Origin of the sequence: Paramesorhizobium endophyticum, from assembly GCF_014640615.1 — a bacterium.
Classification (GTDB): Bacteria; Pseudomonadota; Alphaproteobacteria; order Rhizobiales; family Rhizobiaceae; genus Paramesorhizobium; species Paramesorhizobium endophyticum.
The window spans coordinates 109,772-125,335 of sequence record NZ_BMHH01000011.1 but is presented as its reverse complement, the minus strand read 5'-3'; the positions used below and the strand labels follow the sequence as shown (position 1 = coordinate 125,335).

The window sequence follows — 15,564 nt, the reverse complement described above, 5'->3', positions numbered from 1 at the left end:
CTCCTCAACCCGGGGGACTTCGGAGCAGGAAATGAATGAACATGCTAGAAGCCCGGAATTTCCGGTTTTTAAATGCTATTCCGCTGAGGACATCGCGGCGCAGGGCAAACTCCTCGATGGTAAAACCATCCATGACATCGTGACACGACCGTGGAGGGATATCTACGCGGGCCGCGCATATGGCATCAAATCCGTCCTTGCCATTCATCCCGAGGAGATCGCCGATCATCCGTGGCTGACCGACACGACGCTGCCCGGCGAGCGGCTGGGCTGGAAGCTCAACTGTCTTTCCAGCGTGAACAGCCGGTATGGCGGGGTGAAGATCGTGGGCGCCAATGCGCTCAACCGCCGTCTCGGCCTGCCGCGCTCGCGCTCGACCATCGTGCTTTCCGACAAGTTCACGCTTACCCCGCTCTGCGTGCTCGACGGCACGGAAATATCGGCGGCGCGGACGGCGAGCTACGCTACCGTGGTGGCCGAGCGTTTCCTGGCCGGGCAGCGCGGCCTGCCGGTGTTTCTGTTCGGCGCGGGACCGATTGCCGAAAAGATTGTCCTGGCGCTCGACCGCTGCTGTCCGCAGATGGTCAGGCGGCTATTCGTGCGCAGCCGGACGGGAGAATCAGCCGCGCGGCTCGCGGCAGCGCTGGCCGGAAAAGTCAGCTATGAGATGATCGCCGTGCTCGACAATCACGCGCTGCGCGAATGCGAGTTCGTCATCACCGCCTCGAATGCCAGTTCGCCGGTCTTCGAAGCCGACGAAATCGGAGATGCGCTGGTTCTCCATCTTGGCGGCGATGAAACGCCGGACGCCTATATCCAGCGCGCCATAAGATGCGGAACTGTTCTTTGCGACGATGTCGAGATGGTGTCGCACCGGGCCTCGCAAAGCCTTGCGTCCTATTTCGAGCGCCGTGGCGCGACGCTGGAACAATTGGCGCCTCCGCTCGGCATCCGCTCATTGCGGGATGTGATGGAAAACCCGGATTTCAAGCCGGAGAGGCCAATCCATATCACCTGCGTCGGTCTGCCGATGCTGGATCTCTATGTCGCGGCCTATGTCTATGAAAAATTGACCGGCGCGAATCGGCGGCTATCGAGCGTGCCGCAGCAACTGGCTGGATGATCCCGCCCGCGGGAGAGAACGGACGTGCCTAGCGGCGCTACGAGCCGAATGGTTCAAAATAATGACGGTATCAGTTTCCGCTGCATTGATGGCGCCAACATTTTCGAAACGTGGAAGAGCTTCAAAGCGATGCCAGCTGGCGCGCTCAGGGGTGAGAGGGTGGCGTCGAGAATGGCCTATAGTTCGCCTCGATGTTCTTCCCGCATCAGGATCGTTGTGACGGCGGCGGCATAAAGCGGTCATGCATAGTCGATCTGGAGGTAATCGACCGCGCGACGGTTTCGCTGGTCTACCCAATCAACAAAGAAAGCCGATCAACTGCCAACCACGCAGCGAGGCATAGCAGGAAGCATGCCGGACTGCTTTCTGCATCATGCCCGGCTCCTAAATAGTTCCTTCCTCAGAAGGACGGGCAGACAGATGGCGTAGAGAATGCCGGCGATGTATGGCTGGGACATTACACCGCTACTCATCATCGCGTTCGGCACGAATAGCAGCATCGTAACGAGAGCGCCACATGCAAGCTTGTCGGTGGGGTTGCGGAAAACCTCAGTAGCAAGCCGCCACAAAGCCACGCCGACGAGCAGGCAGAAGGAGAGGAGCAACGGGACACCTCCCATGATCAGCAGCTCGATCACTCCATTATGGGCCATCGGGTATTTGATCTGGCAGGTTCTGATATTTTCCGAATCGGTGCAGACCATATCGAGAAAACCGAGTGTTCCGGACCCGCCCACGAGACCTACTCCTGTCAATAAGCTCGTCGGCCCGTATTGATGGATGAGTTTTGCGGGGAGAGCAGTTAGTCTATCTATCGTGCCCGAGGCTATGTCTACGTCATCTCCGATGGGTCTCGGCGCTTCTGCTTCCGCAGATACCGCGTGATCTCCGATGGGTCCCGGCGCTTCTGCTTCCGCAGATACCGCGTGATCTCCGATGGGTCCCGGCGCTTCTGCTTCCGCAGATACCGCGTGATCTCCGATGGGTCCCGGCGCTTCTGCTTCCGGAGATGCCGCGTGATCTCCGATGGGTCCCGGCGCTTCTGCTTCCGGAGATACCGCGTGATCTCCGATGGGTCCCGGCGCCTCTGCTTCCGGAGATGCCGCGTGATCTTCGATGGGTCCCGGCGCTTCTGCTTCCGCAGATACCGCGTGATCTCTGATGGCCCTCGGCGCTTCGGCTTCCGCAGATACCGCCATTGATGAGATGACGTGGAACAGTGCCGGGAAGGCAACGGCCAAGGCTGGAGCGTAGCGCTTCGGCTCGACGTCGAAAGAGACGACGCTCTCCCTGGTGCCGAAAAGCGTGTTCGAAGCGTTGAGAGGCCCACCCTTCGGCTCCATCACGGCCAACGGGACAGATAGTAGCAGGAACGCCGCGGCAGCCATGGCGCACACTGTGATCGGGGGCATTATTCTCTGCCGCCGTAGCGCCCCGAATACGGCAAGAGCTGCCATGGCGAGGACAAACAGAAAGATGTTGGCAGTGGCGGCTTTTTGGAGGCTGACGACCAAACCCATAGCGATGATGCCGAGGATCACACCACCTAGAATAGAGCGGCGAAACATAAAGTAGGCAACGGGTAGTACCAGACCACCGACCACTCCTGTGGCCGTCAGGTTCCCAATGAGACTCGCGTATCGGATGGAGCCGGAGCGTTCCGTTGGGAGCGCGAACCAATCCATCGGACCGAATGCGGTCTGGTAAAATACTGTCCAGGCTCCGATAACGACCCACACCGTGAAGGTCTGGAGTGCGAGACGCTGCTTTTCCCTCGTGTCGAGGACAAGAGCGGCAAACGCCGCGAACGGGAGGATGAAGACAAAACGGGCGGTCGCCATGAAGTACGGTTCTTCTGGGAAGAACACGAACGAAATCGCGATTGCATAGGTAATGGCGAGGAGCAGCGCCGCCGAGACGAATAGCCCCACCCGGTCGATGCCTCGCCATTGTCCATAATGAAGGATGCCAAACGCTACCGACAACCAAGCCAGCACAGGGAATGCGGGCGAGATATTGCGGAGCAGGTGAAGGCAGAAAAGCGACGTCACAATGACGATCGTAGCCTGTAACCCTCTGGTCATACAGCGCCTCTTCAGTAACTCTGCGGGGCCTTTCTCACGAATGGCTGGATAAAGCAACATCATCAACCACACCGCCCTCTGAGGCGGTTTTCATTGCCGAAAGGAGATCATGGACAGAACCGTTCCTCCGGGTGCGGCGCTTTTGCTCGACTTCATTCGTGTAACGGAAACGGGCCGTAGCGACACGGAGTTGATTCGCGCAGACAGGAGCGGTTTGGTTGACCCGACGAGCACGAGAATCAAGGCGCACGCCGCTGGCGTGATTACAATTCGATGCATGTGATGGGGCCTATAGGGGACGCTCGCGAAATGACAATACCGCCTCTTAGGTTCAGTGAACCTAGCGGGGACTATGTACGCGGAGCGCAATATTTAAGGATATCATGGGTTCGGATGGTGGGCGTGACAGGGATTGAACCTGTGACCCCTGCAATGTCAATGCAGTGCTCTCCCGCTGAGCTACACGCCCATCCGACGAGGGCGCATACACCACATCGGAATGCGCCCGTCAATGCCTGATTTTGAACTTTCGCGAGATTTCGTTTTCCGGCGAAGAGTTTTCCCGGGCGGCGTGGTCCTGCCCGAAAAATGTGCACCTTTCGGCGCCTCATATGCTGGCGGTCAGGCGGCCACCAGCATCTTTTCGATCTCATTGACGAGATCGCGCAAATGGAACGGCTTCGACAGCACCTTCGCGTCGCGCGGCGCATTCGAATCGGGATTGAGCGCAACCGCCGCAAACCCGGTGATGAACATCACTTTCAGGTCAGGGTCGATCTCCGTCGCGCGGCGCGCCAGCTCGATCCCGTCCATCTCGGGCATGACGATGTCTGTCAAAAGCAGGGAGAAGGGCTCTTCGCGAAGCCGCTCATAGGCGCTGGCGCCATTGTCGAAGTGGGTGACATGGTAGCCCGCCTTCTCAAGCGCCTTCACCAGAAAGCGACGCATATCGTTGTCATCTTCCGCTAGAAGGATTCTTTTCATTGGTCTGTCCGAAATTTCCTGGCCACCCGCGGCGTGCCCGCTCCATCTTCAATGGCATTTTGGGGCGATTCGTTCCGCTTTCAAGAAACGCCCTTTTGGTAAATATCGGATGAATAAGGCATTACAACATAGAATCCGAATCATAGCGGTGTCGAGGACAGAATCAGCGGGGCGGGCAGGGCAAAGACTAGAGCGTTTCACGGTTGGAAACTGTTGCTACCGTGACCCCTTCACCCTCGCCCTTCGAGGCTCGCTACGCGAGCACCTCAGGATGAGGGTGAAGGGGCGCCGGCGCTCAGTAGTCCTCATGGTGAGGTGCGAATGGAGCGCAGCGGAATTCGCCTCGAACCACGAGGGCGCTTGGCACTGATTCCATGAAAACATGAACGGCTCTAGACACGCCGCGCTTCTGCTGGCAGTTTCCCAAGGATGAGGTTTCGTCCACGAACGGTCCGCCGATGACCCCGGAGTGTGAGTTTTCCCTGATTCCGCCGCATGAGATCCGTGCGCCCGCGGAGCAGCGCATTCCCTTTGTCTTCGATTCTCCCCATAGCGGACGCTATTATCCGCCCGGCTTTCTCGCTTCCTCCAGGCTCGATGAATATGCCATCCGCAGGTCGGAGGATTGTTATGTCGATGAGCTTTTCGGCGGTGTGGTGGCGCTGGGCGCGCCGATGCTTCTGGCGCATTTTCCGCGGGCCTATCTCGACGTCAACCGCGAGCCCTATGAGCTCGACCCGCGCATGTTCACCGAGCCGCTGCCGCCCTATGCCAATGCGCAGTCGGCGCGGGTGGCCGGCGGCCTCGGCACCGTGCCCCGCCTCGTCGGCGAGGGGCAGGACATCTATCCCGGCAAACTGCCGCTCGCCGAGGCGCTCCAGCGGATCGAGACGCTCTACAAGCCCTATCACGCGGTGCTCTCGCGCCTTATCGCCGATACGGAGCGCCGGTTCGGCTATTGCGTGCTTATCGACTGCCACTCCATGCCCGCGGGCATCCGGGCGGGCGAGGGGATAGGGCGACCGGATTTCATCGTCGGCGACCGGTTCGGCCTGTCGTGCAGCCGGGCGCTTTCGGAAACGGCGATTGAGCTCTTGCGCGACATGGGCTATGTCGTCGCGCACAACAAGCCCTATGCGGGCGGCTTCATCACCGAGCATTACGGCAAGCCGGCCAAGGGCTTCCATGCGCTGCAGATCGAAGTCAATCGCGGCCTCTATCTCAACGAGCGCACATTCGAGAAGCATTCCGGCTTTGAAATGCTGCGGCGGGACATCAACATGTTCCTGGCGGATTTGTCTTCGTTGCCGGACTATAATTTCGGCCAGCCGCCGCTGGCGGCAGAGTGAGCCTCAACCTTTCCCGCATAAAAAAAAGACCGCCCGAGGGCGGTCCAAAGTCTAGGGAGGAAACGCCCAAGGAGGGCATAGACAGGAGCCCCTGTCCGAAGCCCACATTATGGTGCGTTGCAAAATCGGTCAAGCTAAAATGTGATAATTTGGGCAATAAGTTATAATGCTCAAAATTTAGGCTGGATTTGGAGCCGTCTGCCCTGATAACAGTCAGCCAAAGCAAATTCAGGGAGGGAGCCATGGCAACCGTCGAAAAGTCATTTCTCATGAAGATCGCGGCGACCGCTGCGGCGGAAACATTGCCACGGTTCCGCATGCCCGGAACGGTCCATAACAAATATGCTGTCGGGTTCGACCCGGTGACGGAAGCCGACCGCGAGGCGGAGCGGGCGATCCGGCAGGTGATCCGCGAGGCCTATCCCGATCACGGCATATTGGGCGAGGAGCACGGCTCGGAAAATCTCGATCACAGCCATGTCTGGGTCATCGATCCCATAGACGGCACACGGGCGTTCATTTCCGGCCTGCCGGTCTGGGGAACGCTGGTGGGCCTCACGATCAATGGCAAGGCGGAAGCTGGGCTGATGTCGCAGCCTTTCACGGGCGAGCTTTTCTATTGCGATGGCGAGGCGTCCTATTACGAGCGGGCGGGGGAGGCGGTGGAGTCCCGACGCTTGAAAACGCGCGAGACGGCCGAGCTCGCGGATGCCACCTTATTCACCACCACGCCTGCGCTCTACAAGGAGGCCAAGCGGCTCGCCTATGACCGGCTGGAGGCGGTGGTGCGCCTGCCGCGCTATGGCGTCGATTGCTATGCCTTCGCCATGGTGGCGCTCGGCTTCGTGGATATCGCCGTCGAGGTAGGATTGCAGCCATACGATATCGTGGCGCTCATTCCCATCATCGAAAAGGCCGGCGGCGTAGTGACGCGCTGGGATGGCGGCCCGGCGGAAACGGGCGGAGACATCATCGCCGCCGCCACGCCGGAGCTTCACCGGGCAGCGCTGGAACTGCTCAACGCATGATCCTGTCGGGGGCTGACCCTGGATCATGCGCTCCTGAATGCAGGCTGATCGATTTCCACCTCATCCGAGCCGGGAATGAACGCATCGAAAGCGGCCAGCAACTGCTCCCGGAAGAAATCGGCTTCCTGCAGAATTTCATGGCGCGCCCCCTCGATGACGAGCAGCGCGCCATTGCGCAGGCGGGCGGCATAGCGTTCGGTGGTGAGCGTCGAGACCACCTTGTCCGCCCCCGCCGCGACGATCAGGGTAGGGATGCTGAAATTGCTGGTGAAATGATGCTCATGCGCCCGCTCCATGGCTTGCAACGCGGATGAAACCCAGCGCGCCGTCGGGCCGCCCAAGCCCAGTTGCGGATGGTAGCGGATGATTTCGGCGTTGCGCAGGAAGCGGCGCGGGTCGCTCGTCAGCGCATTGCCGGCGAAGGGCTGCGCTTCCCCGCGCCGGCCATTGGCGTAATAACGCCCGAGCCCAACGAGCCCCGCTGTCCGGGTCGCAAGGCGGATGCCGCCGATCGTAAGGCGCGAGCCGGGAAGGCCAAGGAAGGGCGCGGTCAGCACCATACGGCGGATATGGCCCTCAAGCACCGGCGCGGCGAGCAGGGCGATGAGGCCGCCCGTCGAATGGGCGAGGATGTAATAGGGCGGCGGGCATTCCGGCAGGATGAGATCGTGCATGACTTCGCCGAGGTCGAGCACGTAATCATTGAAGCTGTCGACATGGCCGCGTAGCGGATCGCGGACCAGCCTGCTCGATCCGCCCTGTCCGCGCCAGTCGAAGGTCGCGACGGTCAGGCCGGCGGCGGCGAGGTCGGCCATGGTCTCGAAATATTTCTCGATATATTCGTTGCGCCCATGAAGAAGGATGACGGTGCCGCGCGGCGAGGCGCCGACGCCCGGCGTGACGGCATAGCGCAGCACCTTGCCGTCGCGCACCTCCAGCATGCCTGAACGGGTGCCGGCAGGGGCGCGGTTGGTGTCGCTCTCGAAGAGAAGATCAGTCATGCGGCTTCGCCAGCGGCGCCCCGGATCGACAGGATGTTTCTTCGATAGGCTGGCGAAGGGCAAAGGTCAAATGGAAGGACGAGATTTTCCGCCGGAAGGGCTCAGCCGCGCCGTTTTGAGCTTATGCCAGGGAACACTCCAAAAACGGCGTGTTGTAACTGTATCGAAGTCCTTCACCGTGGGTTATTTTGTAATTGATGGCGAAGAGGCCGTTCGTTGACAGGTTTTTCCAAAGCTCCCGGGCGTCATTAAGGTTATTATTTCCGACAAAAAAGCGGAATTTTCCGTCGTTCTTGCCTTGCGTGGAAATGAAATTGAACACCCCTTTATATTGGTCGAAAACAAGGGGTGGTTTTCCATTGCCCGTTAAATCGGTGAAGACAAATCTTGCGTAGTGTGGCAGCAATGTGAAGGTTGAAGAGCCGCCGATATCTAATTTATCGAAACTGATGTCAAAATAGGAATTATTCTCAGCGAGAAATTCAGCAGTGCTCAACTTTAAAGTCTTAGCTATAAGGCGTGCGGATGACGATGATTGGAGGTGTATATGGCTTCGTATGGCGGAGATATTTTCGGTTACGGCGCCGCCTGGAAGTTTTGTTTGTAGATTGAAAATTTCACTCGGGGAAAGATTGGCGTCTACGGTGACTTTGCTGTCGACCAGATCGAAGCTGTTGGTGGCCTGAATCTTCATTAGGCCTCGGTCAGAAATTGTAACGGTGTATGCGCCCGCAAATGCCGAAGCTTCAGCGGAAAGAATGCCATTTTCGCGGATGTCGATTGTGGCAGCAGGAGTATTGCCTCGCTCGCCGAATATGATCGAACTGACCTGCAAGAACATTTGGCTTTTAATATTTACCAATATGTTCGATTGGTCCGTACCTGCAAGACCAAAGTTTAAAGCGCCTCCGTTATATATAAATTTTCCGCTGTTGATGTTGAATGTGGCCGCCTTGCCTGTCGAATTGGAGGGCCAGTTGGTGACATCGTAGGAGGTTGTCTTCAGGGTTAGAGTGTCGTCGGGCCTTCCCGTCATGGTGAAACTGTAGGGCTGGTCCTTGTTGAATGCCGTCGGGGCGCCGTTGATTGTCATGCTGTCACATTTGGCGCCGTCATAGACATCGTCCTGATCTACATGCCAGGTGAAGCAAGGTGCGTCGGTCATAATTTTCTCCTCATTATAATATTGCGCCCAGTTAAAATGAATGGTGGGCTTTCCGCGGAAACTGTGCCTATCCAAGTGGAAAGCGGTACCGGGGTTTCTTAAAACGGCTTTAGGCCTTGACCAGCTTCACCACCATATAGGGGCTGGAATAGTCGGGTGTGAGCGTCCATCCATTGATGGGTGATCTGCTCCAGACCGCTCCATTTATGGCGAACAGGCCAGCGTTCGCCATGACATCAAAATAGGTCTGCAGATATTGAATACCCCCGTAAATGGTTATCCGGAATGAGCCGGTGCCCACCTCGCCTGTCGGGATGAAATTGATCATGCCTTTAGGGCATTGCTTGACGTCGAAGGGAAGGTCTACCTTCTTGGCGCCGTTGATGGTGATGGTGGCGGAGCCCGGCGACAGGTCAAAAAAGGAATTGTTGACCGTCATCGCATCGCAATTTACCTCAACCGCAGCCGTATCTCTAACGCGAATGTGAGTGTTCGTCAGCGATAGGTTTTTGGATTGCAGTCGCGCCTTCGATGCATATTCGCAAAGTATGGTTGTGTTGGAAGCGGTGATTCCCGACACATCCGTAGGCGCGGCCCCCGAAGTGTCGATATCAAGGGAATATCCTCCGGTTGGCGCGGTCCCATATGTCTGATAGCTACCATATTCCAGAATAATCTGATTGGCTTTGATCTGCATCGAGCCGGCGTCGCCAATGTCTGCGACGAACGCAGCGCCAACGGACGTCGCCGTGAGAGAGAAGACACCGGTTTTGGTGACTTTGACCTGGGTGCAGGGGTCCGGCTTCTTATCGATGCTAAGGGCGGTTATTTCATACGCTTCCAGCAGGCAATTGCCGGTGACGGTAAACAGGACATTGGGGGAAAGCTCTCGTCCCTGCGCCGATGCGTTGTTGCCGATGACCAGGCCCGTTATGCCATGGGGCCTATATGCAAACGTACCGCTCTCGATGTTGAATTTCATCAAGCTGATTGATGACTCGGAATGGTGTGCCCAGAAGGTAAAGTTGCCTGCTCCGGCGGATAGCGGCTGCAGGGTCAGCGTATCCGTGCTTTTGCCTTTCATGGTGAAGCCGTAGGGCTGGTTCTTGTTGAATGTTGATGCATAGCCGGGTACGACCATGCTGCCGCAAGTTCCGTCGTAGGTATCGTCCTGATCGGTGTGCCAGGTAAAGCAATCTGCGTCGCTCATGATGTCTCCTCCTGTGAGCCGATTGCCTTCAGCATATACAACTTAAGAGAATGTGTATAATCAATCTTAGATTGTGGTTATTTTTGCGCAAAAAACGAAGGCTCCTCGCGGAACCTCCGGCTTGACCAGCCTTCTGGAAGGGACGTTACAGCCGGCTGGCCGTGTCTCGTTACGAGTTCACTTCGATGGTAAATCCTGTGCGATGCGGACGGACGCCCGGCGCCTGCGGTGACGGCATAGCGCAGCACCTTGCCGTCGCGCATTTCCAGCACGCCTGAACGGGTTCCGGCCGGGGCGCGGTTGGTGTCTCTCTCGAAGAGAAGATCAGTCATGCGGCCTCGCCTGAGCGTTTCGGATCGGTGCGATTATCCATCGATAGGCGCGCCCGGGCAAAAGGAAAATCGCTAAAGGTAAAAGCCTTCCCGCCGGCTATCCGGCGGAAAGGCTAGAGCGGGTCGCGCTTAATCGTACCCATTGCGCTCGCTCTAGATTCTTAGTTTGTCGCATTGTCGCGGTCGTTAAATGAGGCCATTTAACTGCGAAATGCTTTAGGCAGGTGCAAATGCGCGATATAAATTCTATTCTGCAGAATCTCTGGATTTTCTCAATGATATTACCAGGTGAGAATTGTTGAAGACATATGTGACCGTCCATCCATTGATCGGCGAGTTTGCCCAAACCTCTCCGTCAATGGCGATCAGATCGGCATTTTGCATTTTTTGATAATAGTAAGACGAAGCAAACGCACTGTCAGCCGAGAAACGGAATGAGCCGATATTAAGTCCTTCCTTGGTGATAAAATTGAACATGCCCTTCGGGCATTCTTCCGGGTTGAACGGAAGCTTCCAACCTTCTGGGTTGGGTGTCTGGGGGAAGATGATGGTGGCGGTCGCGGAGCCCTGTGACAGCGTGAAGAAGGAGGAATTGTCGACTGTCATCGTGTCGCAGGCAATCTCCACCGTGGCATTCTCCCCGGCGTAAATATTGCTGACTTCTAGCGACATGCTCGTCGTCTCCAGACGCGTCCTCGAAGACGATTTGCAGACCATAGTGGTATGCGAAAAGGAGATGGCGGGGTCGGGCGTTGGGAACGCTCGACCCAACGTGGTCATAAGTAGCGTGTGCCCTGTCACCGGAGCTCCGCTAACCAACATATATTTGCTGGCGGTCTGACCAAGCCTATCAGCGTTGATTCGCATGGTGCCGGTATCGCCGATATTCACGTTAAAGCCGCCGCCCACAAATTCGCCTGACATGGAAACATTGCCGCTGTCGTGAATATCGATCTGTGTACATGGTGTTTCAAAGATCAGCGACTTCTGGCCGAGGATTCCGAGGGCGTTCAAGCTGCAATTGCCTGTGACTCTGAAATTGACGTTCGGCACTAAACCCAAATCGTTGCCGATGCTCAGGCTTCCCCCTGCGCAATTATATACGAAGGTCCCGCTCTCGATGTTAAACGTTACAGCCTTGCTTCCGATGGAGGCTTCTGGTGCCCATGAGGTCCCGGTGTCCTCGCCAACGGGTGCCGTCTGTAAGGTTAAGCTCCCTCCCTTCATCGTGAAGCCGTAGGGTTGGTTCTTGTTAAATGCCGATGGCGGCTGTGTCAGGATCGTGGCGCCGCATTGAGCGCCATCATAAACGTCGTCCTGATCCGCATGCCAGGTGAAGCAATCCGAATTCATGAACTTTCTCCTCGTGAATTATTTGATAAATCGCAATGTTAGATTGTAAAATACCGAATCGTAGTGCTCTAAATGATCCTGCCGAAAACGGCCCGTGAACCACCGGGACGATAGGATCAATTCCTCGTCAAGCGGAGGACCATGTAAGAGTCTTCATAGCTAAACGTGATTCTCCAGCCATCGCTTGCCCCACTCGGATTCCCGTTAACGGCAAGCAGCCCGTTTTGCAGCATGAGAATAAAATAATCATTTGCGTAAAAACGGTTTGGAGCCCGAATACGGAATGAGCCGGTATTTGTGCTTCCGCTCTTGACGATGAAGTTGACCATGGCTGGGGGGCACCGCTTGGGATCGAATGGAAGATCACCCGTTCCTCTACCGTTGATCGTGAGCCTGGGAGAGTCCGGTGACAGCGTGAAGGAGGATTGGTTCACCATCATCGTATCGCAATCTATGGTGATCGTTGCGCTCTCCTGAAGGTCGATATTACTTGAGGTCAGCGATATGCTCTCGGATTGCAAACGAGTCCTGGAAGAGGATTTGCAAGTCATCGTTACGTTCGAAACGTTAATGCCAGAGGTCTTGTCCGGGGCGGGAAAGCTTGTGTTTATATCGAAAGAGTCGCCCTCTACCGGTATGGAGCTTACCGTATAATTGCCGTAGGCTAGGTTGATCTCATTGGCGTGAATCTGCACCATGCTGGTGCCCGCGATAATCGAGTTGAATCCGCCGCTGAAGGCGTCAGCGGAAATGGTAAAGGTGCCGCTGCCGAAGAGACTGAGCTCGGTGGCGGGCGTTTTTGTCGCGGTCAGGATATACGCCATCACGATGGGTGCCACGATATGACAGCGGCTCCAGACGTATAAAAGAAGGGTGATCCCTGTCGCCATCTGGTCGCCCAGGACCAATGCTCCCGTTCCCACGGAGTTGTAAACGAAGGTTCCGCTCTGGATGTTGAACGATGAAAAAGACGTGGACGTGGTGGAGATGCGTCCCCATTGCGTGGCGACGTCGCCGCTCGTGGGCGTTGCGGACAAGGTCAACACGTCCCCCGCTTCACCCTTCATCATGAAGCCATAGGGCTGGTCCTTGTGAAATGCGGATGGCGCCCCGTTGATGGTCATGGTGCCGCATCCCTGGTATACATCGCTCTGGTCTCTGTGCCAGGTGAAGCAATCAGCGCTCATAATTTCCTCCTCGTGCGGTAAGAGCGCCTTTGTGTATACAGTCCATAGGTTGTATTATCAAATAAAATTGCAATCTAAAGTTAACAGAAAAGCCGGAGGCTCCGTGGCGGAACCTCCGGCTTGACCAGCCTTCTGGAAGGGACGTTACAGCCGGCTGGCCGTGTCTCGTTACGGGTTCACCTCGATGGTGAAGCCGGTGCGATGCGGACGACCGCCGCCGACGCGCTGCTCGTCCAGGATGCGGCCGTCGCGGGCATCGACGATGAGGATGAGGCGGCGACCGTGGCGGGAGGCCTTCACGTAGTAAGTGCCGCGCCGCATGTCGATGTCGCCGACACTATAGCCGCGCCGCTCCAGCGACCGGGTGATTTCGCGCGGGCCCATCACGCGCGGGCGGCCATAGCTGTCGCGGTCGCGGTCAGGGCGCCAGTCGCGGTCGCGTCGCTCATGGCCCCAGCGCGGCGGGGGAGGCGCATCGTCATACCAGCCTTGCGCAAAGGCGGGGGCAACAGGGGCGGAAATACCGAGGCCAAGCATCGTGGCGGCGGCAATGGCTAGGACAGCCTTTTTCATCTTTTTTCCCTCTCGAGTTCCGGAACGCTCCGGACATGGTTGGAGACTAGCTCCGGCATCCTGAATAGAGGCCGAAGGCGGCATTCATCTGGCGTTCAGCGATATACACAAGCAAAAAATGTGACCGGTTTTCATCTCTTGAAATCACAAAACGCCGAACCCAAATCTTGGTTGCGGTCGCCAGAAGGGGCCGCTGGCTCAGAGGTTCGCCGAATTGGGAACCATCGTTCAGCCACAACGCAAAAACGTCGCTCTAAAGGAGGGCTTTACCATGCGTCACGTTGATTTTTCACCACTCTATCGTTCCACCGTCGGTTTCGACCGGCTCTTCACGATGCTCGATTCGCTTAGCGCACCCGAGGGCGCGCCGGCCTATCCGCCCTATAATATCGAGCGGACGGGCGAGAACGCCTATCGCATCACCATGGCGGTCGCGGGCTTCTCCGAGGATGAGATCGAAATCGAGGCTCATCGCAACCAGCTCACCATCAAGGGCCAGAAGGCCGAGGAAGAGAACGGCGAGCCGCGGCAGTTCCTGTATCGCGGAATCGCCTCGCGCGCTTTCGAGCGCCGCTTCCAGCTGGCCGATTTCGTTGAAGTCGTGGGCGCAAGCCTCAAGAACGGCCTGCTCCATATCGACCTGAAGCGTGAAATTCCTGAAGGCATGAAGCCGCGCAAGATCGCCGTGGAAGTGCTTTCCTCCGAGAAGGCCAAGGCGATTGAGACGAAGGCTGCTGAGTAAATGAGGTAGTATCCCTTGCGGGGAGGGTGGCCCGAAGGGTCGGGTGGGGGTGGCGACGCGTGAGCGACGTTCGTCAGCAAAAGCGCAAACGTCGCCACCCCCATCCGCCCGCTAACGCGGGCACCTTCCCCGCAAGGGGGAAGGGGGCGTCGCGCTTTACTTAACCAATGCCCCAAACCGATCCACCTCTTCCTCGGAGGTCGCGAAGCTCGTCACGAAGCGGGCGAAGGTTTCATCCTCCTGCACGTGACCCGTCTCGGAGCGTGGCGGGTTCCAGTCGTAGAACACGGCTCCCTGCGCCTGCAACTTTTCGCACACGCTCTTCTTCAGAACCGCGAATACTTCGTTTGCCTGGGGCTCCCAGGCGAGGCGGAGCGTTTGCGAGGCGCGGATGTGGCTGGCGAGCCGCTGCGCCATGGCGTTGGCGTGGGTGGCGAGTTCCAGCCAGAGGTCGCCGTCGAGATAGGCTTCGAACTGGGCGGCGATGAAGCGGGTCTTCGAGAATAGCTGCGCGGCGCGCTTGCGGATAAAAGGCAGGTCCTTGGCATGCGAGGGGTCCATGAAGACCAGCGCCTCGGCGCACCAGCAGCCATTCTTGGTGCCGCCGAAGGAGACGATGTCCACGCCTTGCCGCCAGGTCATGTCCGCCGGGGAACACCCAAGCGACACCAGCGCATTGGCGAAGCGTGCGCCGTCCATGTGTAGCGGCAGGTCATGCTTGCGGCAGACGGCGGATATGCGAGCGATGTCGGCGAGGCTATAGAGCGTGCCGACCTCGGTTGCCTGCGTGATCGAGACGGCCATGGGCTGGCCGGCATGGACGAAACCGGGGTTGAAGCGCTTCAGTTCGCGCTGCAGATTGGCCGGGTCGATGCGCCCGAGCGCGCCGTCCACCGGATGCAGGCGCGCGCCGCCGGTGAAATATTCCGGCGCTCCGCATTCGTCCTCGATGACATGGGCCTCGCGATGACAGAAGGAGACGCCGCCCGGACGGTTGACACTCGCCAGCGCCAGCGAATTGGCCGCCGTGCCTGTTGCGACGAAGAACACCGCCACTTCACGTTCGAACAGCTCGTTGAAGCGTTTCTCCACCGCGCGGTCGATGTCGCTCGCGCCGTAGGCCGCCGCAAAGCCGCCCGCGTGGCGCACGAGGCTCTCGGCCACTTTCGGATGCGCGCCCGCCCAATTGTCCGATGCGAAATTCATATGCTTTCTCCCGCATGCCTTTGATGATGGCGAGGGTTCTTGCACCCGGGCGGTCCGGCTGTCCATAGAGAAGGGGTGAAAGGGTGGGGCGAAGGCGCACAATTTTTCCATAGGGAATTTGTCTATCCGGTGGCGATTTCACGGCGAAAAGCGCTGGATAAGCAATTTCAGCAATGGAGAAAAATCGGTACGCGCAATAATATTACAAAGTTGGCGATTTTATTTTG

The 15,564-nt window shown here is 57.7% G+C and carries 14 protein-coding genes and 1 tRNA gene; 4 read left to right on the top strand and 11 right to left on the bottom strand.

The window, feature by feature from the left end:
• Positions 1–31 precede the first annotated feature (31 nt).
• The gene (locus IEX53_RS14410) at positions 32–1,123 is read left to right on the top strand and encodes an ornithine cyclodeaminase (protein WP_188824879.1); all 1,092 of its coding nucleotides are present in this window, start codon (positions 32–34) and stop codon (positions 1,121–1,123) included.
• A gap of 371 nt (positions 1,124–1,494) precedes the next feature.
• On the opposite strand, the gene IEX53_RS14405 is transcribed toward IEX53_RS14410, so the two are convergent.
• The 3 genes from IEX53_RS14405 to cpdR form a co-directional block, all read right to left on the bottom strand.
• A complete protein-coding gene (locus IEX53_RS14405; protein WP_188824878.1) occupies positions 1,495–3,270 on the bottom strand; it encodes an O-antigen ligase family protein in 1,776 nt (591 codons plus the stop codon).
• A gap of 331 nt (positions 3,271–3,601) precedes the next feature.
• Positions 3,602–3,676: transfer RNA gene (locus IEX53_RS14400), tRNA-Val, on the bottom strand.
• A gap of 152 nt (positions 3,677–3,828) precedes the next feature.
• On the bottom strand, positions 3,829–4,191 hold the full coding sequence (gene cpdR / locus IEX53_RS14395; protein WP_183433078.1) for a cell cycle two-component system response regulator CpdR: 363 nt from the start codon (positions 4,189–4,191) through the stop codon (positions 3,829–3,831).
• 458 nt (positions 4,192–4,649) lie between these two features.
• Here cpdR and IEX53_RS14390 point away from each other — a divergent pair, with 458 nt between their 5' ends.
• Together IEX53_RS14390 and hisN are read left to right on the top strand one after the other, a co-directional pair.
• A complete protein-coding gene (locus IEX53_RS14390) occupies positions 4,650–5,540 on the top strand; it encodes an N-formylglutamate amidohydrolase (protein ID WP_188824877.1) in 891 nt (296 codons plus the stop codon).
• A 242-nt stretch (positions 5,541–5,782) separates the two neighbouring features.
• On the top strand, positions 5,783–6,568 hold the full coding sequence (gene hisN / locus IEX53_RS14385; protein WP_188824876.1) for a histidinol-phosphatase: 786 nt from the start codon (positions 5,783–5,785) through the stop codon (positions 6,566–6,568).
• Positions 6,569–6,591: 23 nt separating this feature from the next.
• On the opposite strand, the gene IEX53_RS14380 is transcribed toward hisN, so the two are convergent.
• From IEX53_RS14380 to IEX53_RS14350, 7 genes are all read right to left on the bottom strand, one after another.
• Positions 6,592–7,569: an alpha/beta fold hydrolase gene (locus IEX53_RS14380; RefSeq protein WP_188824875.1), complete on the bottom strand. Its 978-nt coding sequence runs from the start codon at positions 7,567–7,569 to the stop codon at positions 6,592–6,594.
• Between the two features lie 121 nt (positions 7,570–7,690).
• On the bottom strand, positions 7,691–8,734 hold the full coding sequence (locus IEX53_RS14375) for a hypothetical protein (protein ID WP_188824874.1): 1,044 nt from the start codon (positions 8,732–8,734) through the stop codon (positions 7,691–7,693).
• 109 nt (positions 8,735–8,843) lie between these two features.
• A complete protein-coding gene (locus tag IEX53_RS14370; RefSeq protein WP_188824873.1) occupies positions 8,844–9,944 on the bottom strand; it encodes a hypothetical protein in 1,101 nt (366 codons plus the stop codon).
• Between the two features lie 77 nt (positions 9,945–10,021).
• Positions 10,022–10,276, bottom strand: coding sequence for a hypothetical protein (locus IEX53_RS14365; protein WP_188824872.1), 255 nt, complete (start codon positions 10,274–10,276; stop codon positions 10,022–10,024).
• 246 nt (positions 10,277–10,522) lie between these two features.
• Positions 10,523–11,629 carry a hypothetical protein gene (locus IEX53_RS14360; protein ID WP_188824871.1) on the bottom strand — a complete coding sequence of 369 codons (1,107 nt, stop codon included), beginning with the start codon at positions 11,627–11,629 and terminating at the stop codon, positions 10,523–10,525.
• A 116-nt stretch (positions 11,630–11,745) separates the two neighbouring features.
• Entirely contained in the window at positions 11,746–12,816 is a 1,071-nt protein-coding gene (locus IEX53_RS14355; RefSeq protein ID WP_188824870.1) for a hypothetical protein, read from the bottom strand.
• 168 nt (positions 12,817–12,984) lie between these two features.
• Positions 12,985–13,389 carry an antifreeze protein gene (locus IEX53_RS14350; RefSeq protein WP_188824869.1) on the bottom strand — a complete coding sequence of 135 codons (405 nt, stop codon included), beginning with the start codon at positions 13,387–13,389 and terminating at the stop codon, positions 12,985–12,987.
• A gap of 271 nt (positions 13,390–13,660) precedes the next feature.
• Between IEX53_RS14350 and IEX53_RS14345 the strand changes: the two genes are divergently transcribed.
• A complete protein-coding gene (locus IEX53_RS14345) occupies positions 13,661–14,131 on the top strand; it encodes an Hsp20 family protein (protein WP_188824868.1) in 471 nt (156 codons plus the stop codon).
• Positions 14,132–14,287: 156 nt separating this feature from the next.
• Here the strand turns inward: IEX53_RS14345 and IEX53_RS14340 are convergent, their stop codons facing one another.
• Positions 14,288–15,337, bottom strand: coding sequence for a threonine aldolase family protein (locus IEX53_RS14340; RefSeq protein WP_188824867.1), 1,050 nt, complete (start codon positions 15,335–15,337; stop codon positions 14,288–14,290).
• Positions 15,338–15,564 lie beyond the last annotated feature (227 nt).